This is a genomic window from Saccharospirillum impatiens DSM 12546 (assembly GCF_000423605.1).
Classification (GTDB): domain Bacteria; phylum Pseudomonadota; class Gammaproteobacteria; order Pseudomonadales; family Natronospirillaceae; genus Saccharospirillum; species Saccharospirillum impatiens.
This window is the reverse complement of record NZ_AUIH01000006.1, coordinates 39,141-64,418: the sequence shown is the minus strand read 5'-3', so window position 1 is coordinate 64,418 and position 25,278 is coordinate 39,141. Positions and strand designations below refer to the sequence as shown.

Here is a 25,278-nt window from a genome sequence, read left to right as displayed (position 1 = left end):
CGTTAAGCGGGCTGAGCGGCGGTGTCAGCCGCGATGGTTTTATTTTCGCTCCGGATGGTCATCCAGACGTTATAGGCCATCAGGAACATGCCCGTCAGGAACACCATGCCGCCGATCATGCGAACGACATAGCCCGGCCAGCTGACTTCCACGCCTTGCACAAAGCTGTACATCAGGGTGCCATCTGTGTTGACCGCACGCCACATCAGGCCCTGGGCAATGCCGTTGACCCACATGGCTGCGATGTACAGAACTGTGCCGATGGTCGCCAGCCAGAAGTGCGCATTAATCAGGGAAATGCTGTACATCTGTGTCTGGCCATAGAGCCGTGGAATGGTGTGATACAGCGCGCCGATGGAAATCATCGCAACCCAGCCGAGCGCGCCGGAATGCACGTGACCGATGGTCCAGTCTGTATTGTGAGACAGCGCGTTCACTGTTTTGATGGCCATCATCGGGCCTTCAAAGGTTGCCATGCCATAAAACGACAGGGAGACAACCAGAAAGCGAAGTATCGGGTCGGTCCGTAATTTGTGCCAGGCCCCGCTCATGGTCATCATGCCGTTGATCATGCCGCCCCAACTCGGTGCCAGCAGAATAAGCGACATCACCATGCCGAGGTTTTGAGCCCAGTCTGGCAGGGAAGAGTAGTGCAGGTGATGGCCGCCGGCCCACATGTACACTGAGATCAGAGCCCAGAAGTGGACGATCGACAAACGGTACGAATAAATCGGGCGTTCAGCCTGCTTGGGTACATAGTAATACATCATGCCCAGGAAGCCGGCCGTCAGGAAGAAACCAACAGCATTGTGGCCATACCACCACTGAACCATGGCGTCCATGGTGCCAGCATAAGCCGAATAGGATTTGAACATTGACACCGGAATGGCCGCGCTATTGACCACGTGCAGCACGGCGACTGTGATGATGAAGGCCAGATAGAACCAGTTGCCGACGTATATGTGTGGCATTTTACGACGGCTGATGGTGCCGACGAATACCGCAAGATAAGACAGCCAGACCAGCGCGATCAGAATGTCGATAGGCCATTCCAGCTCGGCGTATTCTTTGGTAGAGGTCAGGCCCAGTGGAAGCGTTACTACCGCTGCGACGATGACCGCTTGCCAACCCCAGAAGGTAAACTTAACCAGCCCTTCGAACGCCAGCCTTGCCTGGGTGGTGCGTTGAACCACGTAGTAGGAGGTGGCAAACAACGCAGACCCGCCGAAGGCAAAGATCACCGCGTTTGTGTGTAAAGGACGCAACCGGCCAAAGTGAAAGTAGGGGCCGAAATTCAGTTCCGGGAATGCCATCTGGGCGGCGATGATGACGCCAACCAGCATACCGACAATCCCCCAGACAACAGTCATGATGGAGAATTGACGCACAACCGTATAATTGTACGTCGTCTGCTCCTCAGGCACGGTAGTAGAGTTGCTCATGGATCAGCTTCCGATAGGGTGTGTAAGGGTTAAAAGGATTAGGCGGCGAAAGTATGCTGAGTCGATATGCTATTTGCAAATGACACAGGTCAATAACATTGCCATAAGTTATTGTTTTGTCGATTTATTGCGATTCTTTCCCGAGAGTGTAGAACAGGACGTCCAGCTTGCTTGAATCATGATCAGTTTTCCGGCCACCAACTGTGTCCTGCGTTAGTCGGTCAAACAGCGCTTCGCTTCAATCGGATCTGATCGGTGGTCTCTCCGCGTTGTAACAAAGATTGCGCTCTGGCCTCCAGGGCGAGGCCATGTCTAAAATTTTTCAGCCGAATGGAGCTGTTACTGGTGCAATACCCTTTATGAGTGATGAGGGAGTCGTTGCCCTGGGTGCTGATCAGTAAGGCTTCGGACAGACGGTCTTTGATACGCACAGCGACCGGTTGAAGGTTGCCCGTCAGATATTCTAATCCACAGATGCGGCCCCGGCTGTCGCGGTGCATCCAGCGAACAATGCCCAGCCGGCCTTCACTGTCTGGGCTGTCATCCTGATCTCGATGCATGAGCACGTCCCCGACGTTCAGCGAGACGGTGTCATCTCTTAGCCGAATGCAGGCGCCCTGTTTACTGGAATTCAGGGTGGTGATGCTAGCCAGTTGCTCTTCGCGGGTTCCATTGACCCGCAAGTACTGATGAACCGAATGCAGGCCGATCGCGGCCTGAGTTTGCTGTTCGAGTGAATCGCGCTCGAAGCGACGAGAACCTACCTGTTTCCAGGCGGATATGGCTTTCTTTAGCGTCATGAACAGATCAATGCTGTCGAGGTCGGCCGGTAGCCCCAGTTTTTCGGGTGATAAGCCCTGGCGCTGGTTCTTCATGTGCTGGCGTGCCTGCTCAATCACCGGTAATGGGTTGAGAACCAGAATGGATTCGTCGTTACCGGCGCCTTTTATTTGCCGGGCTGTTTGAATGCCCTGGTTGGTCTCAGTGTCTACATAGAAGTAGCGGGTATTAAAATCCCTTCGTTCCTGGTGGCTCAGCCGGGCACGGAATGCCCAATGGCCCAGGTAAGCATCGAGGATCATGCGCTCGGTGTGGCTGAGGTGCTCCGTCTGGCTTGCAGACAGCAGCAGGGCGTGTTTATAGCGGGTTTCAATGTCGCCACGGTCAGGAGTCAGCGCCTGAAAGTCGGTCAGTCGTCGTTGATTGGCAAACTGAAACAGTCGGTGCATTTCACCCCAGAGGGCCCCGGGCTGGCTGCGATACTGTGACGAGAAATCGTTCAGGTGAATCGACAAGGCTGACATGGCCCAGTAAACGAATCGAGCCCATTCCTCCTTGGAGCGGGGTGTGCAATCGCGCAGCAACAGTTTAGTGGCGTAAGACAGCTCCCGGTTGCATTCGCCCAGTAAAGTCGTCGACAGACCACGATCAGCTATGACAGGCGCTTGTTGCATGTAGATAAGGTAATGCTGAATCAGGTTCTCGGTCAGCTCCTGGCGTATTTCGCCCTGAAGGGGAACCCGGTTCAGGTTGTGCAGATAAGACGCAATTTTTTCCAGGCGCGCACCAACATGCTCTGCATCCATGACCTGATTGACCAGTACATCACGATACAACGCCAGTGTGTCCTGGCTGAGGTGCAGTGCCTGATTCGGCAGCGTTAGGTGCAGGGCCGCGAAGCTCATGAAACAGTCTCCCTCTTTCTGTCGGGTACCTCAGAGGAGTACCCGCTGGGCTTGATCTCCCAAACTGAACATAGACGGTGGAAAACACGATCGATGTTCCAATATGTACCTGTTCACATTATTCTGTCAATTATGTGATTTATATCACATTTAGATCGCTGTTAGTCGGGTTTCTAGTGGGCCGGAAATTCTGGTAGTCCGGTCAACTTGCGGATTGAGATACAGACAGGCTGGTGCAAACCCCGATAAACTTTGTCGCGACAAGTCAATTTGACGAACAGAAGAATAAGGTTGGCCGCTATGTTGTGTATGAAAGCCTGGGTATATGGCAGGGTCCAGGGCGTCGGCTATCGGATGTTCTGCCGTCGCCAGGCGCGCGAGCTGGGTATTCAGGGTTACGCCATTAACCTGGACGACGGCCGGGTTGAAGTGATGATGGTCGGTACTGAGCCGCAACTGGCTGCCATGCTCGACGCGCTGCATGAGGGACCCCGTTTTTCACAGGTCCTGGGTGTCGATGTAGAGCGCGTAGATCCGGACGTGCCGGCGCCGCAAGGGTTCATGCTTGGGTAATCCGTGAATGTTAGCCAGCGTTGAAGCGCCACCGTTGATGCCAGTAGCGCAAGACCCGCTCCGGATACCAGGTCTGGCCCCGACTGCCATTGTACCTCGCCAGCGCACGAATCAGGCTGCCGTCCTCGATATCAAGATAATGCGCCAGAATGGTACAGCCGTAACGAAGGTTGGTGTCCAGATCAAAGAGATTATCGTCCTCACGCCCGATCTCCCGTGTCCAGAAAGGCATGATCTGCATCATACCCCGGGCACCGGCTGAAGAAATGGCGTATTGGTCGAAATTGCTCTCAACCTGAATCAGTGCCAGCACCAGACCGGGATCCAGCCCGGCAGCCGTTGCTTCCCGATGGATGCGACTCAGCAGGTCGATACGCTCATCGGCCGGTTTTACCCAGCGCCCCAGCGGCGTCGACATACTGGCCAGCCAGACCTGGCCCACGTAACGGTCGTCAAAGGATCCATCCTGGTCCAGAGCAGTCTCCAGAGAGGCCAGTAATTGCGGATCTGGTGCTTCTTCTGCGTGCACTGGTGCCAAAAACATCAGGGCTGTAACAATGAACAGCAATGGTCGTATCACGGTAATTCCTGGTTCGGGATTGGATCTAAGGCAGAGAGTTTAGCTGAAAACCCGACGGGTTTACCAAGTCAGGTGTGCTTCTGATCGCAAAAACCGGCCAGTTGCTTGTTCGGCTGCTGTCCTGCGCTCAATTCAGGGTGTGGCCATGGTAGTCTAACTCATGCTCAATCGGTATAATGCCGCCCTTTTCGAATTTGAACCGCCAGATCAGGAAATCTTATGCGAAGCCAATATTGTGGGGAGCTGGACAGCGCCTCAATCGACCAAACCGTTACCATCAGCGGCTGGGTGCACCGTCGTCGCGATCACGGCGGCGTGATTTTTCTGGATGTGCGTGACCGAGCGGGCATTCTGCAGGTTGTATTCGACCCGGACCTCGAAGCCAGTTTCAATACCGCTGACCGCGTACGCAGTGAATACGTTATTGAAGTAACCGGTCTGGTGCGGGCGCGTCCCGAAGGCACCGTTAACAAAAACATGGCCACTGGCGAAATTGAACTGCTCGGCCGTGATATCAAGGTTCTGAATGTCGCCAAAACCCCTCCTTTCCCGCTCGACGAATACTCGGACGTCGGTGAAGACGTTCGTTTGCGTTACCGTTTTATGGATTTACGTCGACCCGAGATGCAGCAAAAACTGATTTTGCGCAGCAAGATTACCTCCAGTATTCGCCGGAATCTGGAAGACCAGGGATTTCTGGACATAGAGACCCCCATTCTGACACGTGCAACGCCAGAGGGTGCGCGCGACTACCTGGTGCCCAGCCGCACCCACCCGGGTGAATTCTTCGCATTGCCGCAGTCCCCTCAGTTGTTCAAGCAACTGCTGATGATTTCCGGATTCGACCGGTATTATCAAATCGCCAAGTGTTTCCGTGACGAAGATCTTCGGGCCGACCGTCAGCCGGAGTTTACTCAGATCGATATGGAACTGGCGTTTGCCGACGAGCAGACCATCATGTCAATCACAGAAGGCATGATTCGGGGTTTGTTTAATGACGTGCTCGAGGTTGATCTCGGCGATTTCCCGCGGATGCCCTATGCCGAAGCCATGGAACGTTATGGCAGTGACAAACCGGACCTGCGAGTTCCGCTGGAACTGGTGACCGTCAGCGATCTGATGAGCGAAGTCGATTTTAAGGTCTTTTCAGGGCCAGCCAACGACCCGAAGGGGCGCGTTGCCGCATTGAAAGTTACCGGTGGTGCCGAGCTGACCCGCAAGCAAATCGACGATTACACCAAGTTCGTCAGTATATACGGCGCGCGTGGCCTTGCCTGGATCAAGGTCAATGACGTGACCCAGCTACCGGACGGCCTGCAGTCGCCGATCGTCAAGTTCATGCCCGAGAGCGTATTGAAAGAGCTGATGACGCGTCTTGATGCGAAAAATGGCGACATCATATTCTTTGGCGCTGACAAGACCGGAGTCGTCAACGACGCTCTGGGTGCACTGCGTTGTAAGCTGGGCGAAGATCTGAATCTGTATACCACTGACTGGGCGCCGCTGTGGGTTGTGGATTTCCCCATGTTTGAAGCGACCGGGGAAGGTCGCCTGGCCGCATTGCATCACCCTTTCACCTCGCCTTCCTGCTCAGCAGAGGAGTTGCAGGCAAATCCGGAAGCTGCTTTGTCCCGGGCTTACGATATGGTGCTGAACGGTACCGAGCTTGGCGGTGGTTCGATTCGTATTCACGACGAAGCCATGCAGCACGTTGTGTTTGATGTGCTGGGTATCAGCCCGGAAGAACAGGAAGAGAAGTTCGGGTTCCTGTTATCGGCCCTGCGTTTTGGTGCGCCGCCTCATGGGGGGCTGGCGTTCGGTCTGGATCGACTGGTAATGCTGATGACCGGGGCTGAATCGATTCGTGAAGTCATTGCTTTCCCGAAAACGCAAACCGCTGCCTGTTTGCTCACCCGGGCGCCGGGTGAAGTCAGTAACGAGCAGCTTAAAGAGTTGAACATTCGTGTGCGCAAGCCGGTTGCCGAGTCCTGAGGGGCTGGGAGCCGGAGGCTGAATTAACGAGGTAACTTATGGCAGGTCATAGTAAGTGGGCCAACATTAAGCACCGCAAAGCGGCCCAGGATGCCAAGCGTGGCAAGATTTTCACCAAGTTGATCCGTGAGCTCGTCGTTGCCGCTCGCAACGGCGGCGCAGCTCCGGAAGACAATCCGGCGCTGCGCAGTGTGATGGATAAAGCGCTGACGGCAAATATGAAGCGCGACACTATCGACAAGGCGATTGCCCGGGGCGTGGGTGCCGGTGAAGGTGACGATTACGAAGCCATGACCTACGAGGGCTATGGCGCCGGGGGTGTGGCGATTTACGTCAAATGCCTGTCAGATAACCGGAATCGTACCGTGTCTGAAGTTCGCCATGCCTTTACCAAGTGCGCCGGGAACCTCGGCACTGACGGTTCCGTCGCCTACCTGTTCAGCAATGCCGGTCAGTTGTTCATCGAACAGGGCAGTGAAGAAGCGGTGCTTGAAGCTGCTTTGGAGGCGGGCGCTGAGGATGTCGTCAACCATGACGACGGCAGTTTCGAGGTGCGCACCACCGCAGAAGACTTTCTGACTGTTAAGGAAGGTTTGATCGAAGCCGGTTATGACGTGGAAGGGGAGGTGACGATGATCCCCAGTACGGAGGCCGAGCTGGACCCGGATACAGCTGAGAAAGTACAGCGCCTGATCGACATGCTGGAAGATCTGGATGATGTTCAGGCCGTCTATTCCAACGCCGTATTTCCGGAAGAAGCGGAAGCTTGAAGCGGTGGCAGTTTGAACCGGGTGGCGGTTTGTGAGTCTGATCATCGGTATCGACCCGGGATCTCGCAAAACCGGCTTTGGCATCATTAGCCAGGTCGGTTCCCGCCAGGAGTATGTTACGTCCGGGGTTATCCGCCTCGAATCTTTTCCCACCTTCCCCGAGCGCCTGGACAATCTCTATCGCTGCCTGATGGAGGTGATCGAACAGTGGTCACCTCAGGAGGCCGCCATTGAGCAGGTGTTTATGGGGCGAAGTGCCAGTTCAGCCCTCAAGCTGGGGCAGGCGAGGGGCGTAGCCATGCTGGCCGCAACGCAGTCAAAGCTGCCGGTCAGTGAATATGCCGCTCGCAAAATTAAGCAGGCGGTCGTTGGCAAGGGCGGGGCAGACAAGGTGCAGGTTCAACATATGGTGCAGTTTCTGCTTAAACTACCCGGACTGCCGCAAGAAGACGCAGCCGATGCTCTGGCTGTAGCTTTGTGTCATGCCAACACCCAGGCCGGGTTGATTCGCGTTGCCGGCAGCCGTCACTCGCGACGGGGGCGCTGGCTCGAATGACCGTGCTCTATGCCATTGAACTGTTTGGCGTGGCCGTTTTCGCTATGGCTGGCGCACTGGAAGCGGCGCGTAATCGGCTCGATCTGTTTGGTGTTCTGGTGCTTGCCTTTGTGTCGGCACTTGGTGGCGGCACACTCCGCGATCTGTTGCTTAATGTGTCTCCGCTAGCCTGGATAGGTGACGTTACCCTGGCCTATACGGCCTTTGGCGGCGGCCTACTGATGTTCTTTATGGCTCGCTATTTCGCTGTCCCGTTCAAGGTGCTGCTTTATGCGGATGCCATAGGGCTGGCCGCATTCACAGTATCGGGAACCCAGGCTGCACTGGCTCTGGAGTTGCCCGGTTTAATTGTGGTGATGATGGGCATGGCCTCTGGCATCTTCGGTGGCATTCTTCGTGACATCATGGCTAACGAGGTACCGCTGATTTTTCGGCGAGACATCTATGCGACCGCCAGTTTTTGCGGTGCTCTGTTGGTTTGGCTGGGACACCAGGTCTGGCCCGATTCATCCTGGCTCTGGCTCGCCGGGTTCATTCTGGTGCTGGCGGTGCGGTCTGCCGCCATTCACTGGCGATTGTCGTTACCGGGCTTTCTCAGTACCGTAGCGTATCGAAAAGACAACCACCCGAGGGATTTATGATAGGGCGATTACAAGGGGTATTGCTCGAGAACCGCGCGCCAGACTTGCTTATCGATGTGCATGGCGTCGGTTATGACGTTCAGGCGCCTCTGTCGACAGCGTTCAAACTACCCCCTGTCGGCCAGACGGTGGTATTGCACACTCATCTTGCCGTCCGGGAAGACGCCCATTTGTTGTTCGGTTTTGGCAGTCAGCGGGAGCGCAGTTTGTTCCGGGCTCTGATCAAAACCAGTGGCGTCGGGCCCAAGCTGGCGCTCGCTATTCTCAGTGGTATGGAGCCGGATCGCTTCGTGCAGTGCATTCATGATGAAGATCCGAGTACCCTGGTAAAAATCCCTGGTGTGGGCAAGAAAACGGCGGAGCGGTTGATCATCGAAATGCGGGATCGAATCAATGATCTCGGCGGCGCTGAGCGCTTGCTGGCAATGCCTCTGGTAGGGCAGGCAGAGGTTGACGAGCCGCGACCCGAAGAAGACGCGGAAAGCGCCCTGGTAGCGTTAGGCTACAAGCCAGTTCAGGCATCGAAGGCCATTGCCCGGGTAGTTGAGCCGGGTATGGATTCCCAGTCCCTTATTCGCGCTGCCCTGAAGCACATGATGTAACGGGCCCATTCCACACCGGACAGCTGATCATGATTGAAACGGATCGTTTTATAGCGCCAGAACCCCAGAGCCCGCGTGAAGAGCAGTATGACCGGGCAATACGCCCTACCAGTCTGGCTGAGTACATCGGTCAGGCGGTGGTGCGTGAAAAAATGGACATTTTTATCAGCGCAGCACGGATGCGCCGGGAACCGCTGGACCACACACTCGTGTTTGGCCCGCCCGGGCTGGGCAAAACCACCCTGGCCAACATTATCGCTCATGAAATGGGGGTCAGCATCAAGACAACTTCAGGTCCGGTGCTTGAAAAGGCGGGAGATCTGGCCGCTATGCTGACCAATCTCGAATCCGGCGATATTCTGTTCATCGATGAAATTCATCGTCTGGCGCCACATATTGAAGAAGTGCTGTACCCGGCGATGGAAGACTATCAACTGGACATCATGATCGGTGAAGGCCCGGCTGCCCGCAGCATCAAGCTCGATTTGCCCCCCTTTACCCTGGTCGGTGCAACCACCCGGGCTGGTCTGCTGACGTCACCATTGCGAGATCGCTTTGGTATTGTCGAGCGGTTGGAGTTTTACAGTGTTTCAGAGCTGACCCAGATTATTGAGCGCTCTGCCGGTAAACTCGGCGTGACCATCAATCATGAAGGGGCCTCTGAGATTGCTTGTCGGTCGCGGGGTACCCCACGGATCGCCAATCGGCTGTTACGCCGGGTTCGCGACTACGCTGAGGTCAAACACAACGGGTCGGTTGACCATGAAATCGCGGACCTGGCACTCGATATGCTCAACGTTGATAAAGCCGGGTTCGATCATCTGGATCGTCGGTTGTTACTGATGCTGATCGAGAAGTTCTCCGGCGGCCCTGTTGGCGTAGAGAGTCTTGCTGCCGCCCTCAGCGAGGAGCGCGATACCATTGAAGATGTCGTGGAGCCTTATCTGATTCAGCAGGGGTATCTGATCCGGACACCCAGAGGGCGAATGGTCACTGATTTAGCCTATCTTCATTTCGACCTGCAACGCTGATCCAAACCTCGGTCAAACCCCGCTCGGGCCCTGTGCAAAGGGTTCGAAAAGCCCCTGGGCCGTTTCGGACACTGCTAGTATTTACGCCGAAAACTCTTTAGCCTAGCGCTCATTGTTATCAAGAGGAATTGGGTGTGGGCAGTCAATTGTCAATCTGGGAATTGGTCAGCGAAGCCTCGCTGTTAGTGCAGTTGGTCATGTTGACATTGCTGGCAGCTTCCGTCGCGACCTGGATCTTTATTTTTGAACGTCGCAAAGTGTTACGTGCGGCTTATCGTCGCTTTGCCGGGTTTGAGGAACGCTTTTGGTCCGGTATGGATTTGGCGCAACTGTATCGCCAGGTAAATGCCAATCCGGATCCGCAAAACGGCGGTGAACATATTTTCCGCGTCGGGTTTAAGGAATTTAACCGGTTGCGCCAGCAGAATATGACCGATGCCGATGCCATCATGGCCGGGTGCCAGCGCGCCATGCGCGTGGCTTGTAGCAAGGAAATGGAGAAGTTGGACCATCACCTGCCTTTTTTGGCGACGGTCGGTTCAACCAGTCCTTATATCGGGCTTTTTGGTACTGTCTGGGGCATCATGAACTCCTTTCGTGGCCTGGCCTCTGTGCCCCAGGTGACACTGGCTACGGTCGCGCCGGGTATTTCCGAAGCGTTGATTGCTACAGCCATGGGCTTGTTTGCGGCCATTCCTGCGGTCATTGCCTACAACCGTTTTTCGGCTCAGGCCGATAAACTGGTCGGCAACTATGAAACCTTCGCCGAAGAGTTTTCCGCGATCCTGCATCGACAGGCGCATTTGTTGGGCAGCCAGCCAGCAAAACAGCGAGAAGTGCCAGCATGATTTCAGTGCGTCGAGGCCGCAAGCCGATGTCTGACATTAACGTCGTGCCGTATATCGACGTAATGCTGGTGTTGCTGATCATTTTTATGGTGACGGCACCGATGATGATGCAGGGCGTAGAAGTAGACGTTCCCCAAGTAGTGTCGGGGCCGTTGGATCGGGATGACGAGCAGGAATACCTGATCGTAGCCGTCGATGATCAGGGGCAGATATTCATTGAGCGCGGAGAAGAGGCACCTGAATCAGTGCAGGTTGGCGCGGTAGGTGAGTACGCACTCCGGGTATTGCAGCAGCAGCCAAGCCTTGAAGTATACATACGCGGTGATAATCGGGTTCCCTACGGAACCGTCATGCAAGTCATGTCGGCGTTACAGCAGGCGGGCATCAGCTCGGTTGGGCTGATCACCGAGGCGCCGGATGAAAGCTGAGACAGCTCGGTGGCAGGATCTGGCAGGGCCTGTCAGTTGGGCCGTTGTACTGCATGCGTTAATCGGCTTTGTATTGCTTGTGGGGTTTAGCTTTACGTCGCCTACTGCGGATAAGTTTGAACTGCCGCCCGTTATGCAGGCAAGTCTGCAAATAGAACCCCGGCAGCAAGCAGCAGCGCAACCCAAACCTGAACCAGCACCACAACCAGAGCCAGCACCGGAGCCCGAGCCAGTACCAGAGCCAGAGCCACCAGCACCGAAGCCGGAACCCGAGCCAGCACCACAACCGGAGCCAGAGCCACCAGCACCGCAACCGGAACCTGAGCCAGCTCCGGAGCCAGAGCCACCAACACCGCAGCCGGAACCCGAGCCAGCACCGCAACCTGAGCCAGTTCCACAACCTGAGCCAGTTCCAGAGCCGAGAAGAGATCCTGCACCTACAGAGAATGCGTTCAGTGACTTGCTGGCGGGGCTGGATGAAGAAGATGCGGTCATTGAACAGCAACAGCAGCAGGCTGAGCAGCGTCGGGCTACCGAGGAGCGGATTTCCTCTGTAACAGACGATTACAAAGGGCGTATTGGACAGCAGGTTCAGCGAGCCTGGTCGCGGCCCATGGAAATCAGGGTAATGGATCTGCGCGACAGGGAGACGGTTGTGCGTATTAACCTGTTGCCGACGGGGGAAATGCAGGGGGAACCTGTTATCGTGTCGAGCAGTGGCATTGCGAGCCTGGATCAGTCGGCGCTCAGAGCCCTGCAACGAATTCGCCGATTCGAAGTGCCTGAAGACATGCAGGCGTTTAACCAGAATTTTCGCAGCTTTACCATTACCTTCAAACCAGAGGATCTGATGTAGTGAGAATAAAAGATTCAGTGATAGTCAGCCTGCTCGCCCTGGTGTCCATGGTCTGTTCGGGCCTCGTGCAAGCCGAAGACCTCGATATCGTTGTAACCCGGGGCTACGACACCAAGACAAAGATCGCTATTGTTCCGTTCTACTGGGAAGGTCGTGAAACCCTGCCAGAAGAGGTGCACAGCATTATTGACCAGAACCTTTCCCGAACCGGACGGTTTGAATCTTTACCTCCCCGCAATATGTTGACTCAGCCAACATCGGAAGATGCGGTGTTTTATCGCGACTGGCGTTTGCTCAACCAGGAATACCTGGTCATTGGGTCCATTGAGCCCATGGGCGATCAGCGTGTGAAGGTTAACTTTGCCCTCTATGACGTGGTTGAAGGCCGTCGTGTTGTTTCGGGCAACCAGACTGTGGGCATTGTTCAGCTCAGGGACCTGGCTCACTCGGTATCTGATTTGATCCACGAGCGCATTACCGGGGTGAAGGGTATCTTTTCGACCAAAATTGCCTTTGTGACCCGTCGGCCGACGACGGACAATAATTTCGAGTTCCGATTGCAGGTGGCCGATGCCGATGGACAACGTGCACGTACCGTGTACCGCTCCAGTGAACCCATTATTTCCCCGACCTGGTCACACAGTGGCCGCCGGTTAGCGTTTGCCAACAAAGTCGGTGATCGCTGGAAGGTATTTGTTCAGGAGTTGTCGACCGGTCGGTCAAATTCAATCAATGGGCCGCGGGGCTATACCTCAGCACCTTCGTTCTCACCCGATGGTCAATACCTGGCATACGTGTCCAGCACAGCGGGTAATCCTGAACTCTATCTCTATGATTTCTCAAGCGGTGACAGCACCCGATTAACGCAAAATAACTACATTGATACAGAGCCGAGCTTCTCTCCGGACTCAAAATCACTGGTCTACACTTCAGAAAGGGGCGGGAGTCCACAAATTTATCAAATGGACCTTGCCAGTAAGCGTGCGCAACGCTTAACCTTTGAAGGCAGTCAAAACCTGAAGGCTCAGTACAGTAGCGACGGCGAGTATCTGGTCTTTGTGCATCAGATGAACGGTCGATTCCACGTTGCCGCAATGGACCTGGCAAGCCGGGAGATCCGCATACTGACTGAGACCAACCTGGATGAGTCACCCAGCATTGCTCCCAACGGTACAATGCTGGTCTATGCTACTAAGTCCAGGGGTAAAGGCGTTTTGGCGTGGGTGTCGCTGGATGGCCAGGTCACCAGTGAAATGCCTTCGATTCATGGAGACGTGATTGAACCATCATGGTCTCCTTACCTGAACTAGTCACACTTTATAACGGTGTACTTGAACTAGGTGATCAAGCAAGGCAAGATGCGAAATAGGCCTCGTGCTTAGCTGAGCACCTGATAATAATGATCGACAACAGATGGGAAAAGGAAAATGGCTAAAACCAAACTGATTCATGTTGCTGCTATCACGTTCGCGGTGTTTTTGGCGGGCTGTGCGTCCAACGATGTTGAAGAAACCAGCGGTGCGGAAACGACTGAAACCGGTACAGACGAAGGTCTGGGCGATCTGACACTCGAAGTTGAACAGCAGGATCCTGTTGAAATGGATACTTCTGGCGACGACGAAATGGCCGATGCTGTAACCAGCGAGTTTATGGACCTGCTGGACCAGACGTTGGTTTACTTCGATTTCGACGAGTCTTCAATCCGTTCAGAGTTCCGTACCGTGCTGAATGCGCACGCGATGAACCTGGCAGCGAACCCGAATATGAGCGTTGTCCTGGAAGGGCATGCTGATGAGCGCGGTACTCGCGAGTACAACCTGGCACTGGGTGAGCGTCGTGCAAAGGCTATCGCTGATTACATGATGTTGCGCGGCGTGGCTTCTAGCCAGATCGATACCGTCAGCTACGGTGAAGAAATGCCGCTGGCGCTGGGTAGCACAGAAAGTGACTACGCTGAAAACCGTCGTGTAGAGATTGTCTATCCGTAATCGAGAGACCATGTTTAAAAAAATGGTAATGACAAGTGCTGCCGTGATCGGCAGCACTTTTGTTTGTGTTTCACCGGTCATGGCTGAGCCTGTTGTTGTTCAGTCCCAAGCCGATCATCTTGCCAATTCGCCTTCTCGGGGGAGTTCCTCGACGCCGGGCCCTGATCCTGCTTTTGTCGAAAACCTGATGTTTCAGGTACGTGACCTTGAGCAGCAAGTGGCCGAGCAGCGCGGATTGGTTGAAGAATTGAACTACCAGATTCAGATACTTCAGCAAGAACAAAAAGAGCGCTATGTCGATCTTGATCAGCGCCTTTTGAATATGCAGCAGCAGTTGGACATGCAAGCCGTGGCCCCTGCTGAGCGTGAAGTATCTTCTTCCCTTAGCGAAAGTGCAGTCAGCGATGAAGACGTTCTGGCTGAATACAACGCGGCGAGGGAACTCATTCGTAACCGGGACTTCCCGGGGGCTATTGCAGCCCTGTCCGACTTTGCCCAGGCCCATCCGAACCATGAACTGACGCCCAACGCCTGGTATTGGCTGGGTGAAGTGCATTTGGTCAGTCGGGAGGTGACACAGGCACAGGCTGCCTTTGAGACCGTAGTCGATGACTTCGGAAGCCACTCCAAGGTTCCCGATTCGCTCTATAAGTTGGGTGTCATCGCTCAGCAGCAGGAGCAGGGACCCCGGGCGACTCAGTTGTTCAACCGGGTTATTAGCGATTATCCGGGCAGTCAGAGCGCGAAGTTATCTCAGGCTCGGCTTGAGAGCAACTGAGCAACAGCACCGGGTCTGTACCAGCCGCTACTGAACCTTTTCGTTTATCAAACCTGCTGCCAAAATCAGGGTGAGCCACATCAGTGGCCCCCCGGCAAGGTAGGCAGGGTATTGATGCCCGAGCCAGGGCTATGATTAACAGGATGCATGAGCATTGAACAAGAAAGCTGTTGTACTGCTGTCAGGTGGGTTGGATTCGACCACCGTTCTAGCCAAAGCCATTGCTGACGGTTACGAGGTTTATGCCCTGAGTTTCGATTACGGGCAGCGCCATGATGTGGAGCTCGAAGCTGCCCGGCGTATTGCGAAGTCGATGGGTGTGCGAGAGCACAAGGTGATCCCGATGGACCTGCGATCATTGGGCGGTTCTGCCCTTACCGATGACAGCATAGATGTGCCCGTAACGGCGAGCGAGGGCATTCCTGCTACCTATGTACCGGCCAGGAACACTGTTTTTCTGTCGATTGCGCTGGGATGGGCGGAAGTGCTTGAAGCTCAGACCTTGTTTATCGGTGTCAGCGCGGTGGATTATTCAGGCTATCCGGATTGTCGTCCCGAGTTTATTTCTGCCTTTGAGCGGCTGGCCAATCTGGCGACTCGAATGGGTGTTGAAGGGCACGTACTTACGGTGCAGGCGCCTTTGCTTAACCTCACCAAGGCTGCAACAGTTAATTTGGGGCTCTCGCTAGGGGTCGACTACAGTATGACGGTCAGTTGTTACCAGGCGAATGTGGCCGGTGAGGCCTGCGGTTTGTGCGACAGTTGCCGCTTGCGGAAAATAGGTTTTGAGCAGGCTGGCGTTGCCGATCCGACCCGTTACGTCTCATAACGGCGTATTCAAAGTCTTTGTAGATCAAAGGCTTGGAGAAAAAAAGTGAGCCGTCGGGGTTGCGCCGACCCGAAAAATACATATTATATGCGCCTCCTTAGGGTCGTTAGCTCAGTTGGTAGAGCAGTTGGCTTTTAACCAATTGGTCGCAGGTTCGAATCCTGCACGACCCACCACTTTCTCATTGGGCTGTCTTGATCGGGGAAGTGAGGCTTTAAAATTGACAAATTAAAGGTAAGTGGTTGTTTTAATTTGTATTTTTTTTAGGCTTAGGTAAAATAGTCCAACCAGTTGAGGGTCGTTAGCTCAGTTGGTAGAGCAGTTGGCTTTTAACCAATTGGTCGCAGGTTCGAATCCTGCACGACCCACCAAACATCGAAAAGGAGAGCCCAGGCTCTCCTTTTTTTGTACCTGAATGTTTTCCTCAATGGTCTCTTTTGCCCTTGGGGAATAGCAGTGCGGGCTTGTTGGGGTAGGGTCAGGCATTGTTGTTTGCGCCTGGCACCCCCACATTGCGCAGACAAACACGTGAGTCCTTCGCGACGGCGTTGTTTGTCGTTACACTGTATCCAATATGACTGAGTGACCGGGTAGCCATGATTGATGCTGTTGAATTGTCAGACCTGACAATCAATTTCGACATTCCTGTGACCGAGCAGGCCACTAGCCTGACACCAGATCAGGTGAAGGCGCTGAGCTCTGAGATCGAGACACTGCTTCGCGAACAAAATGCGGTATTGGTTGCGCATTATTACACCGACCCTTTGATTCAATCGCTGGCTGACTCTACCGGCGGGTTTATCGGCGACTCACTCGAGATGGCACGATATGGGCGCGATGTGGATGCCGAGACTGTGGTGGTAGCCGGTGTTCGGTTTATGGGGGAAACTGCAAAAATCCTGAGCCCCGACAAACGTGTGCTCATGCCGACACTGGAGGCAACCTGTTCACTCGATCTGGGCTGTCCTGCTGACGAATTTGCGGCGTTTTGCGATCAACACCCAGACCGGACCGTTGTTGTTTATGCCAACACATCGGCAGCGGTCAAGGCCCGGGCAGACTGGGTGGTGACGTCCAGTATTGCGTTGGACGTGGTGGATCATCTGGACCGCGCGGGTGAGAAAATTCTGTGGGCACCCGACCAGCATCTGGGGCGCTACATTCAGCGGGAAACGGGTGCTGACATGTTGTTGTGGAATGGCGCCTGCATTGTTCACGAAGAATTCAGGGCGAAAGGGCTTCAGGATATGAAGGCCATGTACCCCGACGCTGCCGTACTGGTGCACCCCGAGTCACCCGAGTCGGTTGTCGAGCTCGCAGACGTGGTTGGGTCCACGACCCAACTGATCGCAGCCTCTGAGCGGTTGCCGAATCAGCAATTCATCGTCGCGACGGATCGTGGTATTTTTTACAAGATGCAGCAACGTTCTCCGGGTAAAACGTTCATTGAAGCGCCCACCGCCGGTCAGGGTGCCAGTTGTCGCAGCTGTGCGCATTGCCCCTGGATGGCCATGAATGATCTGCAACGGCTGCGACAGGTATTGATGCAGGGGGGCGAGGAAATTGAAGTGTCTCCTGAGCTGATCCGTCAGGCGCGCATACCGTTGGACCGCATGCTGGCCTTTAAGCAAGGCTAATGTCCTGAGTCAGAAATTCGCAGGGTAATTGGCTGGTCGTCAACCATTGCGTCTGTGCCATCCGGGCTGTCGGGTGCATTTGCGTGGGGAACGCTGTCAATACGTCCCTGTGAGCTCGGAGACCGCATCCATGCGGTCTAACGACCCCGGGTAGATGCACCCAACAGTCTTTCAATCGTGAGTCGGATAATCGTCACGAATTTTTGACTCAGGACACTAGCTGGCCCTAACGTCAACGGGGCAATAGGGCCAGTTGGCGCTCATATTCTGATACTTTTTCCCTCAGTCGCGCCAGTTGGCTGGCATCGCCAGGCTGCTCAATGGCGCGTCTAAGCAGATTCAGGGCGCGTGACTCCTCACCTCGATGCCAGTACCAGGCAGCTGTTGCCTCGGCTTCCCGGCTTTGCAGGCATTCGCCGCTGAGACGGTGGCGTAGCTCAACGACCTGTAAATACTGACCTCTGACTCGGTCGAGTGCGAGCAGCGCATCGCGACACGCATTGCTCGCGCCCGATTGTGCAAGGAGTTCTGCCCGCGCGTACCAGGCTGGATCAAAGTCCGGAAACATCGTCAACAGCAATGCTAGCCGCTCCAGTGTAAGGGCCTTGTTTGTCTCCGGTTGAAACCGGATCCAGCCAAGCAGGGTATTTGGGTCTGCATCGTTCATCAGTGACTGTGGTAGCAGTTGTTCGGGCGTGGTGGCCAGGGATTGCCAGGCCGGGTCTGGCGCAAAATCATCCTCAGCGGCATAGCGCATATTGATGTACCAGCGCAATGTGTCGTATTGATTGTAAGTCTGTCCGGTGACCCCGGTAGCGCTGCCTTGCCGGGCTTCCAGTTGCGCGGAGCGAGTGATCGCTCTGGGGTGGGTTTGCCAGTAGTCGGACCCGGAGCGGCCGCCCAGTGACTGTTGCAAGCGGGCAAACACAGCCGCACCTGCGGATGGGTTGTAACCGGCTTCGCGCAGCATATCGGTAGCGTAGCTGTCCGCTTCGCTTTCCATCGATCGGCTGAAAGCCAGGCTTTGTTGTGCTGCGCCCATTTGTGAACCGATCAGAGTGGCACCGCCTATTTCGCTGTCCATGGTTGCCAGAGCAACACCCAGTAACGCGCCGCTGATGGCCAGCCAGGCCTGTTGTCGGTTATTGTCTGATAGCCGGTTGAAGTGGCGCAGACTCAGGTGTGCGATTTCGTGTGCCACCACCGAGGTGAATTCATCCTCAGTGCGGGCGTTCTGCCAGAGGCCGAGGTTGAACCCCATGACATTGCCTGGCAAGGCAAAGGCGTTGAAGGCTTTTTGCCGCAATAACACCACGCTGACGGGTCCCAGGCTCGCGCTGGAGGTTTGTCGCAGCCGTTCGGCGCGTTCGGCCAACCAGTATTCGAGCCAAACATCATTGATGACATTGCCTTGTCGCTGTAATCTGCGCTGCAGGTAGTCTGCTACGGCGCGTTCCTGCTCCTGAGTCCAGCCCAGTGACGAGTCACCAAATTCGGCACGGGCCGGTGTTATTGAACCCATCATCAGACAGAGGCAAAGCCAGGATATGCAGCGCCGCCATTGAAGCCGCCTGTGAAATCGTTGGCATTGCAATGAAAAGGTTGGGTAACGAGTGGTTCGGTCTTGCCTGGAATGCACGTGGGTTCCATACAACGTAGATGTGTTGCCCTATAATACGAGCTCTTTGGAATCCCGACAGCGAGGCGTTGTAATTGACTTGTAAAAGTACCCCGGCGCGGCAGCTCGATGCCTGCGGATTGCGATGCCCATTGCCGCTATTACGCACCAAGCAGGCTCTTGCCGGTATGCAATCGGGAGAAACTCTGGAAGTATTGGCGACAGATGCCGGTTCCTGGCGGGACATTCCTGCCTATCTCAGCCGAGCCCCCCACCAGTTATTGGAGCAGGACGAATCCGAAGCAGGCTTGTTTCGGTTCCTGATTCAGCGAGGAGAAGATTGATTTGAAACTGTATCGTGTCGTACAGGGATTCTTTTCACGTTATTTTTCAGATGAAGAAGCGGTTATATTCTTTATCCTGCTGATGTTGTCGATCCTGCTCGTCTACAGCCTTGGGCAGGTGCTGGCTCCGGTTTTTACCGCAGTGATTCTGGCCTACCTGCTGTCGCCCTTTGTCGATCGGTTGAATAACCTCAAAATTCCCCATCTGTTATCGGTGACGACTGTTTGTCTGGCCTTTTTTGGCTTGCTGGTGGTTGCGATGCTGATTATCGTGCCAGCTTTGCTGCGGCAAATCACCAGTCTGGTCAGTGAAATGCCGGTAATGATTCGCCTGATGCAAGAACAGATTCAGTCACTACCGCAGCGTTATCCCGAACTCATTTCCAATGAGCTGGCGCAGCAATGGCTGCTGGGTGTTGATTTACGAGGCATTAGCCAGCAGTTGACCGGGTTCCTGCCCAGAGTGCTGTCTTTTTCGCTAAATACCCTCCCCAGCGCCGTTGGTGTATTGATCTACCTGATCGTTGTGCCGCTGATGGTGTTCTTCATGTTGAAAGACCGGGTTGTGCTTTGGGACAGCTTCAAGGCAGCTTTGCCCGCCCGGCGCAGTCTGATGAATCAAATTGCACTGGAAATGAACCAGCAGATTGCCAACTACATTCGCGGCAAGGTCATCGAGATTCTGATCATTGGCAGCATTTCCTTTGTGACGTTTGAAATGTTTGGCCTGAATTACTCAGCTTTGCTCGCGGTGCTGGTGGGCGTATCGGTTCTGATTCCTTACATCGGGGCGACCATTGTGACCATTCCGGTCTTCGCCATCGGTGCGTTTCAGTTTGGGTTCACTAACGAGCTGTACTACATCATGATTGCCTACCTGATCATTCAGATACTGGACGGTAACGTCCTGGTGCCGTTACTGTTCTCAGAAGCTGTTAACCTGAATCCGGTCTCTATTATTGTCGCGGTACTTCTGTTCGGCGGGATATGGGGGTTTTGGGGGGTCTTTTTCGCCATTCCATTGGCGACACTGGTCAAGGCCATCTTCAATGCCTGGCCCAAACATCAGGAAGCCAGGGCTGCTGAAGAAGCCAAAGTCGAAGAGGTTAACTAGTTTACTGTAACAGACTAAATGCCCTTGTCGGAGCTTCCCAAAAGGTTCGCAACAAGGCCCCGGCAGAGTAAAGCCCGGGAGGCTAGCCGGTTCGCCTGGGCCGGGCACCAAGTTCATCGAGAATTCGGTGAACGTGATTGCGGGCATCGACGTCAACCCAGGCCCGAGTCAGAACGCCTTGTTCGTCGATCAGAAACGTACTGCGCACCAGGCCGGTTATGGTGCGACCAAGCAATTCTTTCTCCCGCAGCACCCCAAAAAGATTACACAGTGCTTCGTTGCTGTCGGAGATCAGCTCAAAGGGCAGGCTTTGGGCTCGCTTGAATGATTCATGGCTGTCGAGGCTGACCCCAAACAGAATGATGTTTTGCTGGCGGAAGCGACCATAGTTGGCACCGAAGTCCTGCGTTTCAATGGTGCACGCCGGGGTGTTATTTTTCGGATAGAAGTACATCAGTATTCGGTATCCGCGCAGTGCACGCAGATGAACGTTTTTGTGGCTGGTCGCTGGCACGACAAAATCAGGCACCGGCTGACCTATTTCGACGGTCATGATGTTACTCCTTAAGCAGTTGTCCATACGAGAGCGAGCCTTCATTTGTCGTATGGGTTGTCAGCCTGGTCGTCAGGGTTGCCATGAAATAGGCGCGGCCGGGACGCAGCTCTGTTGAGTATGGCTCAATATTTGAACAATTCCAGTTGACCGTATGGTCAGGTGATCGAAAGGGCGCTGGCCGGACTTGTGTCAGTGCAGGCGCGCCAGTACCATTGCCGGTTTAGACCATAGTAGTCCCAGCGTCCGGAATGACCTGTGTCAGCCGAGGCGATCGAATCAAGAGCACACCGGAGACGTTAGTTTCATGATCACAGGCAGTATTGTCGCCATGGTTACACCGATGCACCCTGACGGTGCTGTCGATTGGACCAGCCTTGAGCAGCTCATCGAGTTCCACATAGACAATGGCACCGCTGCCATTGGTGCTGTTGGCACGACGGGTGAAGCTTCTACGCTCGACATGAAAGAGCACGAGGAAGTGATTCGGTTTGCCGTCGACAAATGCGCCGGTCGCATACCGGTTGTCGCGGGTACGGGGAGTAATTCTACCCGTGAGGCCATGCATCTCACCCGGGCCGCCAAGGCGGCTGGTGCTGATGCGGCTTTGCTGGTTACGCCTTATTACAACAAACCGACTCAGGAAGGCTTGTATCAGCACTACTGCTATATTGCTGAAAACGTCGACATACCTCAGATTTTGTACAACGTCCCCGGTCGAACCGCATGTGACATGCTTCCTGAGACAGCCTTGCGTCTGGCTGAAATAGACAACATAGTTGGCATCAAGGAAGCGACCGGGGATCTCGAACGCGCCCGGTTTCTGATTGATAACGCACCTGAAGGTTTTGCCATTTACAGTGGTGATGACGCCACCGCCATGGAATTGATGCTCATGGGCGGGCATGGTGATATTTCAGTGACGGCCAACGTCTCTCCCAAAGCCATGTCGAGTCTCTGTGCCGCCGCCATAGCCGGTGATCGGGAGCTGGCGACACGGCTGAACGACCTGCTGATGCCCCTGCACACCAATCTATTTGTTGAAGCAAACCCGATTCCGGTGAAGTGGGCCCTGAACCTGATGGGGCTGATTCCGGCGGGCATACGCCTGCCGTTAACCCCTTTGTCTGAACCCATGCACGACATTGTTCGCAAGGCGCTGATGGAATCGGGTGTTGTCTGACGTGAGACTCCCACTGGTACTGCTGAGCGCCATACTGGTGCTGGCCGCTTGCGGTCAGCGCGAGATCAACGTCGACTATAACCCGAATGCCCAGGCACCATCAGACTGGTACCCGATACCGGTTGAGGAGCCTCGCACGGTCACCAACGGCAATCGCCTGGTTAACCGACCACCTGTCACCATCGATGACTCCCTGTTTGAACGCAGTGGCACCACCGACCTGATCATTACGGATAATACTGACAGTTTTGGCAACGTATCGCTGCAGGTCAATCGCAGCGCCAGCCTGACGTGGGAGTTGCTGGAAGGTGCTGTAGTGCAGCTGGGTTGGCCGGTGGCCGACCGCAACCGTAGCCAGTATCGCCTGGAGCTTGAAGATGCCGATGTCGCCAGTCGCAACCTGTTCGGTCGCATCGGCGCCTTTTTCAGCGGAGAGCGGCAAACGGTCTATTTGATACTGGTGCCAAGAGTCAGCGGTACCGGCATCGCAGCCGAATACCCGGATGATCGTGTATTGAGTGCCGAGGAAAACCGTGAGTTGATGAACCAGCTTCGTGATGCCTTGCTTCAAGGTCGGGCGCAAACCAGCGGTCAGCCGGCCGATCAGGAGTAACAATAATGCGGTTTACCTCCCTGGGCAGTGGCAGTAAAGGCAACGCCACACTGATCCAGGCAGGCGCTACAACGCTTCTGGTGGACTGCGGTTTTGGGCTGAAAGAAGCTGAATCCCGATTGCTGGCCAGGGGTGTTGATCCGGCGCAATTGACGGCAATCATGGTAACTCATGAGCACGGCGATCATTTGCGCGGAGCTCCCATGCTCAGTCGCAAACATGGCGTGCCGGTATACACGACACCCGGAACGGCGCGTTCGTTTAAAACTCCTGTTCCATTGTTTGAACCGATTAACGTGCACCGCCCGTTTCGCATTGGCGATATTGACATCGAACCGGTCACGGTGCCTCACGATGCACGCGAGCCGGTTCAGTTTGTCTTCACCTTCCAGCAGTACTGTATGGGGGTGCTAACCGACCTGGGCAGTATTACGCCCCTGGTCACACGCAGTTATCAACGTTGTCAGGCATTGCTGCTAGAATGCAATCACGATCCCGGGATGTTGGCGAACGGGCCTTATCCGGCCAGCCTCAAGCGCCGGGTCGGGGGAGATTGGGGGCATTTGAGCAACCAGCAGGCGGCCCAGCTGTTGTCCGGTATCGAGTTAGCGGGTTTGCAGCACCTGATGATTTCGCACATCAGTGAGCACAATAACCACCCTGATTTGGCCATGGCTGCCCTGGCCCCTGTTCTGCAGAACAACACAGCATTGAAAGTGCATACCCTGACCCAGGATGAAGGGTGCCCCTGGATCCCATTACAACCCGCCTAACTGACGAGGCCAAGCAATGAAAAAAACGGGTGAGCTCTACGCCGGCAAGGCAAAAACCGTTTACACCACCGATGATCCTGCGCTGTTGGTGCTGGAATTTCGCAATGACACCTCTGCGTTCGACGGTGAAAAGATGGAGCAACTGGAGCGTAAGGGCCAGGTCAATAATCAGTTCAACGCCTTCATTATGAAAGCGCTGCAGCAGGCTGGTATTGCGACCCATTTTGTAGACCAGCTCTCAACCAATGAAAGTCTGGTACGAAATCTGGATATGATTCCGGTAGAGTGTGTAGTACGTAACCGGGCTGCAGGCAGTCTCGTGCGTCGCCTGGGGATTGAGGAAGGTAAGGAACTGGTACCCGCAATATTCGAGTTTTTCCTCAAGAACGACGCCTTGCACGACCCGATGATCAACGATTCACACATCGCCACCTTTGGCTGGGCGAGCGAGCAGGAAGTGGCGGCCATGAAAGCACTGACCTTGCAGGTCAACGATGTGCTTACCCAGCTGTTTGCCGATGGCGGCATGGTGCTGGTCGACTATAAGCTCGAGTTTGGGCGGTTTAATGGCGATATTGTCCTCGGGGATGAGTTTTCACCCGACGGTTGCCGGTTGTGGGATGCCCGTACCGGTGAGAAGATGGATAAAGACCGGTTCCGGCAGAATCTCGGCAATGTCATCGAAAGCTATGAAGAAGTCGGTCGCCGTATTGGTATTGAGTTTCAGTCCTGAGCTAAGCTCAAGCATTGGAGTTATGGGTGGGTGTGTTGCCAGGAGCCCGTGCCAGGCAACGGATATACCTGACCGGGGTCGGCGTTAACCCGTCCATGGAGCCTAGGCCGCAACATCCTTGTTGCGGACTACCCCGGGCAGGCACATCCGTTCCCTGGCACTCAAATGTTGCAAACGCTGAAAGTTAAGTTAGAGGTCTGTTTTTGTGCAGACTTTGTCTACGAAACGTTCACATGAGGAATCATTATGAAAATCTGGATGGCTACCGCTGCTGCGGCTACCGTTTTGTTTGCGCCCCTGGCATCAGCCAAGGTACTTATCGATATTGATGGTGGGTTGGGGTACAGCTTCAATTCATTGAATGAAGGGTCTTTGGCAAATGACGAAATTGATCTGCAGGGCAACCAAAGCTCTGGTAGTCCTACAGGGTTAAATCAGGATGCGGAAAACGGTCTATATGCTTGGACCAAGATTTCGGTTCCTATCTTCCCGGATGTAGGGCTGAAGTATCAAAATCTGTATAGCACAGGTACCAATACGATTGCCAAAACGTTCCAGTACGGTGATAAAACAGAAACATTTTCTGGTGAAGTTGAGTCTGAATTTGATCTGAGCTATTTCGATTTATCGCTTACCTATGGCATTCCCCTGCCTACAGCATCCATAGACTTTGGTTTGAATTTTCGCTCGCTGATCGGTGGGTTTTCGGCTGAGAATGATAGCTTGAATCAATCAATTGATACGGCATTTGAAGTCGGAAGTACTCCGATCATTGTGCCCATGCTGTACCTGGGTGGTACTTTTGACATTCCTGTAGCCGATGTTCGCCTTGGCGCAGAATTGAAAACCCTGCCGATTGGCGATACCAACATCACGGACTGGGAAGTGAAAGGCACCTGGTTTGCACCCCTGCCAACCAATATCCTGGTTAAACTGGGTATTGAAGCTGGCTACCGCAACTATGGCCTGACCATTGGTGATTCCACCCTGGGTGCTGATACCTCTGACTTTGCGTCAGAAGTTAACTATTCCGGTTTCTTTGCTGGCGCAGCGATGAGCTTCTGATCGGTCGACTCACCTATTGCGCGGTGAGTAGGGTTAACGTTTAAAG

27 protein-coding genes, 2 tRNA genes and 1 pseudogene are annotated in these 25,278 nt (G+C 54.6%); 24 read left to right on the top strand and 6 right to left on the bottom strand.

Annotation, left to right across the window (positions count from 1 at the left end; all coding sequences use genetic code 11):
• Positions 1–2: 2 nt before the first annotated feature.
• The gene (ccoN, locus tag G565_RS0105910) at positions 3–1,442 is read right to left on the bottom strand and encodes a cytochrome-c oxidase, cbb3-type subunit I (RefSeq protein ID WP_028670112.1); all 1,440 of its coding nucleotides are present in this window, start codon (positions 1,440–1,442) and stop codon (positions 3–5) included.
• Between the two features lie 221 nt (positions 1,443–1,663).
• Complete coding sequence (locus G565_RS0105905) at positions 1,664–3,127, bottom strand: hypothetical protein (protein ID WP_028670111.1); 1,464 nt, start codon at positions 3,125–3,127, stop codon at positions 1,664–1,666.
• A 300-nt stretch (positions 3,128–3,427) separates the two neighbouring features.
• Here G565_RS0105905 and G565_RS0105900 point away from each other — a divergent pair, with 300 nt between their 5' ends.
• A complete protein-coding gene (locus tag G565_RS0105900; RefSeq protein WP_028670110.1) occupies positions 3,428–3,700 on the top strand; it encodes an acylphosphatase in 273 nt (90 codons plus the stop codon).
• Positions 3,701–3,710: 10 nt separating this feature from the next.
• Here the strand turns inward: G565_RS0105900 and G565_RS0105895 are convergent, their stop codons facing one another.
• On the bottom strand, positions 3,711–4,280 hold the full coding sequence (locus tag G565_RS0105895; RefSeq protein WP_245584132.1) for a lytic transglycosylase domain-containing protein: 570 nt from the start codon (positions 4,278–4,280) through the stop codon (positions 3,711–3,713).
• A gap of 219 nt (positions 4,281–4,499) precedes the next feature.
• On the opposite strand from G565_RS0105895, the gene aspS reads away from it, so the two are divergent.
• The 8 genes from aspS to tolR all read left to right on the top strand — a co-directional run bounded on the left by aspS (position 4,500) and on the right by tolR (position 11,148).
• On the top strand, positions 4,500–6,272 hold the full coding sequence (aspS, locus tag G565_RS0105890; protein ID WP_028670108.1) for an aspartate--tRNA ligase: 1,773 nt from the start codon (positions 4,500–4,502) through the stop codon (positions 6,270–6,272).
• A gap of 38 nt (positions 6,273–6,310) precedes the next feature.
• The gene (locus tag G565_RS0105885; RefSeq protein ID WP_028670107.1) at positions 6,311–7,042 is read left to right on the top strand and encodes a YebC/PmpR family DNA-binding transcriptional regulator; all 732 of its coding nucleotides are present in this window, start codon (positions 6,311–6,313) and stop codon (positions 7,040–7,042) included.
• A gap of 31 nt (positions 7,043–7,073) precedes the next feature.
• Positions 7,074–7,598, top strand: a complete 525-nt coding sequence (ruvC, locus tag G565_RS0105880; RefSeq protein ID WP_028670106.1) for a crossover junction endodeoxyribonuclease RuvC — start codon at positions 7,074–7,076, stop codon at positions 7,596–7,598.
• Positions 7,595–8,239 (top strand): trimeric intracellular cation channel family protein, encoded by a 645-nt coding sequence (locus G565_RS23170; protein WP_051207437.1) that lies wholly within the window; start codon positions 7,595–7,597, stop codon positions 8,237–8,239. The genes ruvC and G565_RS23170 overlap by 4 nt, the downstream gene beginning before the upstream one ends.
• Complete coding sequence (gene ruvA, locus G565_RS0105870) at positions 8,236–8,841, top strand: Holliday junction branch migration protein RuvA (protein WP_028670105.1); 606 nt, start codon at positions 8,236–8,238, stop codon at positions 8,839–8,841. Before G565_RS23170 ends, ruvA begins: the two co-directional genes overlap by 4 nt.
• Before the next feature lie 29 nt (positions 8,842–8,870).
• On the top strand, positions 8,871–9,872 hold the full coding sequence (gene ruvB, locus G565_RS0105865) for a Holliday junction branch migration DNA helicase RuvB (protein ID WP_028670104.1): 1,002 nt from the start codon (positions 8,871–8,873) through the stop codon (positions 9,870–9,872).
• Positions 9,873–10,006: 134 nt separating this feature from the next.
• A complete protein-coding gene (tolQ, locus tag G565_RS23165; RefSeq protein ID WP_051207435.1) occupies positions 10,007–10,720 on the top strand; it encodes a protein TolQ in 714 nt (237 codons plus the stop codon).
• Positions 10,721–10,746: 26 nt separating this feature from the next.
• Positions 10,747–11,148 (top strand): protein TolR, encoded by a 402-nt coding sequence (tolR, locus tag G565_RS0105855; RefSeq protein ID WP_245584131.1) that lies wholly within the window; start codon positions 10,747–10,749, stop codon positions 11,146–11,148.
• A gap of 131 nt (positions 11,149–11,279) precedes the next feature.
• Here tolR and G565_RS26995 read toward each other — a convergent pair whose 3' ends face one another.
• Positions 11,280–11,585: a hypothetical protein gene (locus tag G565_RS26995; protein WP_051207432.1), complete on the bottom strand. Its 306-nt coding sequence runs from the start codon at positions 11,583–11,585 to the stop codon at positions 11,280–11,282.
• A 20-nt stretch (positions 11,586–11,605) separates the two neighbouring features.
• Between G565_RS26995 and tolA the strand changes: the two are divergent.
• The 8 genes and pseudogenes from tolA to nadA form a co-directional block, all read left to right on the top strand.
• Positions 11,606–12,004: pseudogene (gene tolA, locus G565_RS26990) on the top strand (cell envelope integrity protein TolA); the annotation flags it as partial.
• A complete protein-coding gene (gene tolB, locus G565_RS0105845; RefSeq protein WP_051207428.1) occupies positions 12,004–13,314 on the top strand; it encodes a Tol-Pal system beta propeller repeat protein TolB in 1,311 nt (436 codons plus the stop codon). The pseudogene tolA and the gene tolB, both read left to right, overlap by 1 nt.
• 117 nt (positions 13,315–13,431) lie before the next feature.
• The gene (gene pal / locus G565_RS0105840) at positions 13,432–13,992 is read left to right on the top strand and encodes a peptidoglycan-associated lipoprotein Pal (protein WP_028670101.1); all 561 of its coding nucleotides are present in this window, start codon (positions 13,432–13,434) and stop codon (positions 13,990–13,992) included.
• Positions 13,993–14,179: 187 nt separating this feature from the next.
• Positions 14,180–14,770 (top strand): tol-pal system protein YbgF, encoded by a 591-nt coding sequence (ybgF, locus tag G565_RS0105835; protein ID WP_169579619.1) that lies wholly within the window; start codon positions 14,180–14,182, stop codon positions 14,768–14,770.
• A gap of 154 nt (positions 14,771–14,924) precedes the next feature.
• Positions 14,925–15,599 carry a 7-cyano-7-deazaguanine synthase QueC gene (gene queC / locus G565_RS0105830; RefSeq protein WP_028670099.1) on the top strand — a complete coding sequence of 225 codons (675 nt, stop codon included), beginning with the start codon at positions 14,925–14,927 and terminating at the stop codon, positions 15,597–15,599.
• A gap of 100 nt (positions 15,600–15,699) precedes the next feature.
• Positions 15,700–15,775: transfer RNA gene (locus G565_RS0105825), tRNA-Lys, on the top strand.
• A gap of 119 nt (positions 15,776–15,894) precedes the next feature.
• Positions 15,895–15,970: transfer RNA gene (locus tag G565_RS0105820), tRNA-Lys, on the top strand.
• A 225-nt stretch (positions 15,971–16,195) separates the two neighbouring features.
• Positions 16,196–17,236: a quinolinate synthase NadA gene (nadA, locus tag G565_RS0105815; protein WP_028670098.1), complete on the top strand. Its 1,041-nt coding sequence runs from the start codon at positions 16,196–16,198 to the stop codon at positions 17,234–17,236.
• 232 nt (positions 17,237–17,468) lie between these two features.
• Here the strand turns inward: nadA and G565_RS0105810 are convergent, their stop codons facing one another.
• Positions 17,469–18,761: a M48 family metallopeptidase gene (locus tag G565_RS0105810; protein ID WP_028670097.1), complete on the bottom strand. Its 1,293-nt coding sequence runs from the start codon at positions 18,759–18,761 to the stop codon at positions 17,469–17,471.
• Positions 18,762–18,949: 188 nt separating this feature from the next.
• On the opposite strand from G565_RS0105810, the gene G565_RS0105805 reads away from it, so the two are divergent.
• Positions 18,950–19,198, top strand: coding sequence for a sulfurtransferase TusA family protein (locus G565_RS0105805; RefSeq protein ID WP_028670096.1), 249 nt, complete (start codon positions 18,950–18,952; stop codon positions 19,196–19,198).
• A 1-nt stretch (position 19,199) separates the two neighbouring features.
• Positions 19,200–20,312, top strand: a complete 1,113-nt coding sequence (locus G565_RS0105800) for an AI-2E family transporter (protein ID WP_028670095.1) — start codon at positions 19,200–19,202, stop codon at positions 20,310–20,312.
• Positions 20,313–20,394: 82 nt separating this feature from the next.
• Here G565_RS0105800 and G565_RS0105795 read toward each other — a convergent pair whose 3' ends face one another.
• Positions 20,395–20,865, bottom strand: a complete 471-nt coding sequence (locus tag G565_RS0105795) for a peroxiredoxin (RefSeq protein WP_028670094.1) — start codon at positions 20,863–20,865, stop codon at positions 20,395–20,397.
• Positions 20,866–21,172: 307 nt separating this feature from the next.
• Between G565_RS0105795 and dapA the strand changes: the two genes are divergently transcribed.
• The 5 genes from dapA (at position 21,173) to G565_RS0105770 (ending at position 25,232) form a co-directional block, all read left to right on the top strand.
• Positions 21,173–22,048: a 4-hydroxy-tetrahydrodipicolinate synthase gene (dapA, locus tag G565_RS0105790; protein WP_028670093.1), complete on the top strand. Its 876-nt coding sequence runs from the start codon at positions 21,173–21,175 to the stop codon at positions 22,046–22,048.
• On the top strand, positions 22,041–22,661 hold the full coding sequence (locus G565_RS0105785) for a hypothetical protein (protein WP_028670092.1): 621 nt from the start codon (positions 22,041–22,043) through the stop codon (positions 22,659–22,661). Before dapA ends, G565_RS0105785 begins: the two co-directional genes overlap by 8 nt.
• A gap of 5 nt (positions 22,662–22,666) precedes the next feature.
• Positions 22,667–23,434 (top strand): MBL fold metallo-hydrolase, encoded by a 768-nt coding sequence (locus G565_RS0105780; protein ID WP_028670091.1) that lies wholly within the window; start codon positions 22,667–22,669, stop codon positions 23,432–23,434.
• 16 nt (positions 23,435–23,450) lie between these two features.
• A complete protein-coding gene (gene purC, locus G565_RS0105775; protein ID WP_028670090.1) occupies positions 23,451–24,167 on the top strand; it encodes a phosphoribosylaminoimidazolesuccinocarboxamide synthase in 717 nt (238 codons plus the stop codon).
• Positions 24,168–24,413: 246 nt separating this feature from the next.
• The gene (locus tag G565_RS0105770; RefSeq protein WP_028670089.1) at positions 24,414–25,232 is read left to right on the top strand and encodes a TIGR04219 family outer membrane beta-barrel protein; all 819 of its coding nucleotides are present in this window, start codon (positions 24,414–24,416) and stop codon (positions 25,230–25,232) included.
• Positions 25,233–25,278: the final 46 nt, after the last annotated feature.

What these genes read in the sequence shown, in the direction of transcription:
- ccoN (WP_028670112.1), bottom strand. Translation starts at nt 1,442, where the DNA reads ATGAGCAACTCTACTACCGTGCCTGAGGAGCAGACGACGTACAATTAT.
- G565_RS0105905 (WP_028670111.1), bottom strand. Translation starts at nt 3,127, where the DNA reads ATGAGCTTCGCGGCCCTGCACCTAACGCTGCCGAATCAGGCACTGCAC.
- G565_RS0105900 (WP_028670110.1), top strand. Translation starts at nt 3,428, where the DNA reads ATGTTGTGTATGAAAGCCTGGGTATATGGCAGGGTCCAGGGCGTCGGC.
- aspS (WP_028670108.1), top strand. Translation starts at nt 4,500, where the DNA reads ATGCGAAGCCAATATTGTGGGGAGCTGGACAGCGCCTCAATCGACCAA.
- G565_RS0105885 (WP_028670107.1), top strand. Translation starts at nt 6,311, where the DNA reads ATGGCAGGTCATAGTAAGTGGGCCAACATTAAGCACCGCAAAGCGGCC.
- G565_RS23170 (WP_051207437.1), top strand. Translation starts at nt 7,595, where the DNA reads ATGACCGTGCTCTATGCCATTGAACTGTTTGGCGTGGCCGTTTTCGCT.
- ruvA (WP_028670105.1), top strand. Translation starts at nt 8,236, where the DNA reads ATGATAGGGCGATTACAAGGGGTATTGCTCGAGAACCGCGCGCCAGAC.
- ruvB (WP_028670104.1), top strand. Translation starts at nt 8,871, where the DNA reads ATGATTGAAACGGATCGTTTTATAGCGCCAGAACCCCAGAGCCCGCGT.
- tolR (WP_245584131.1), top strand. Translation starts at nt 10,747, where the DNA reads ATGTCTGACATTAACGTCGTGCCGTATATCGACGTAATGCTGGTGTTG.
- pal (WP_028670101.1), top strand. Translation starts at nt 13,432, where the DNA reads ATGGCTAAAACCAAACTGATTCATGTTGCTGCTATCACGTTCGCGGTG.
- ybgF (WP_169579619.1), top strand. Translation starts at nt 14,180, where the DNA reads ATGTTTCAGGTACGTGACCTTGAGCAGCAAGTGGCCGAGCAGCGCGGA.
- nadA (WP_028670098.1), top strand. Translation starts at nt 16,196, where the DNA reads ATGATTGATGCTGTTGAATTGTCAGACCTGACAATCAATTTCGACATT.
- G565_RS0105810 (WP_028670097.1), bottom strand. Translation starts at nt 18,761, where the DNA reads ATGATGGGTTCAATAACACCGGCCCGTGCCGAATTTGGTGACTCGTCA.
- G565_RS0105795 (WP_028670094.1), bottom strand. Translation starts at nt 20,865, where the DNA reads ATGACCGTCGAAATAGGTCAGCCGGTGCCTGATTTTGTCGTGCCAGCG.
- dapA (WP_028670093.1), top strand. Translation starts at nt 21,173, where the DNA reads ATGATCACAGGCAGTATTGTCGCCATGGTTACACCGATGCACCCTGAC.
- G565_RS0105780 (WP_028670091.1), top strand. Translation starts at nt 22,667, where the DNA reads ATGCGGTTTACCTCCCTGGGCAGTGGCAGTAAAGGCAACGCCACACTG.
- purC (WP_028670090.1), top strand. Translation starts at nt 23,451, where the DNA reads ATGAAAAAAACGGGTGAGCTCTACGCCGGCAAGGCAAAAACCGTTTAC.
- G565_RS0105770 (WP_028670089.1), top strand. Translation starts at nt 24,414, where the DNA reads ATGAAAATCTGGATGGCTACCGCTGCTGCGGCTACCGTTTTGTTTGCG.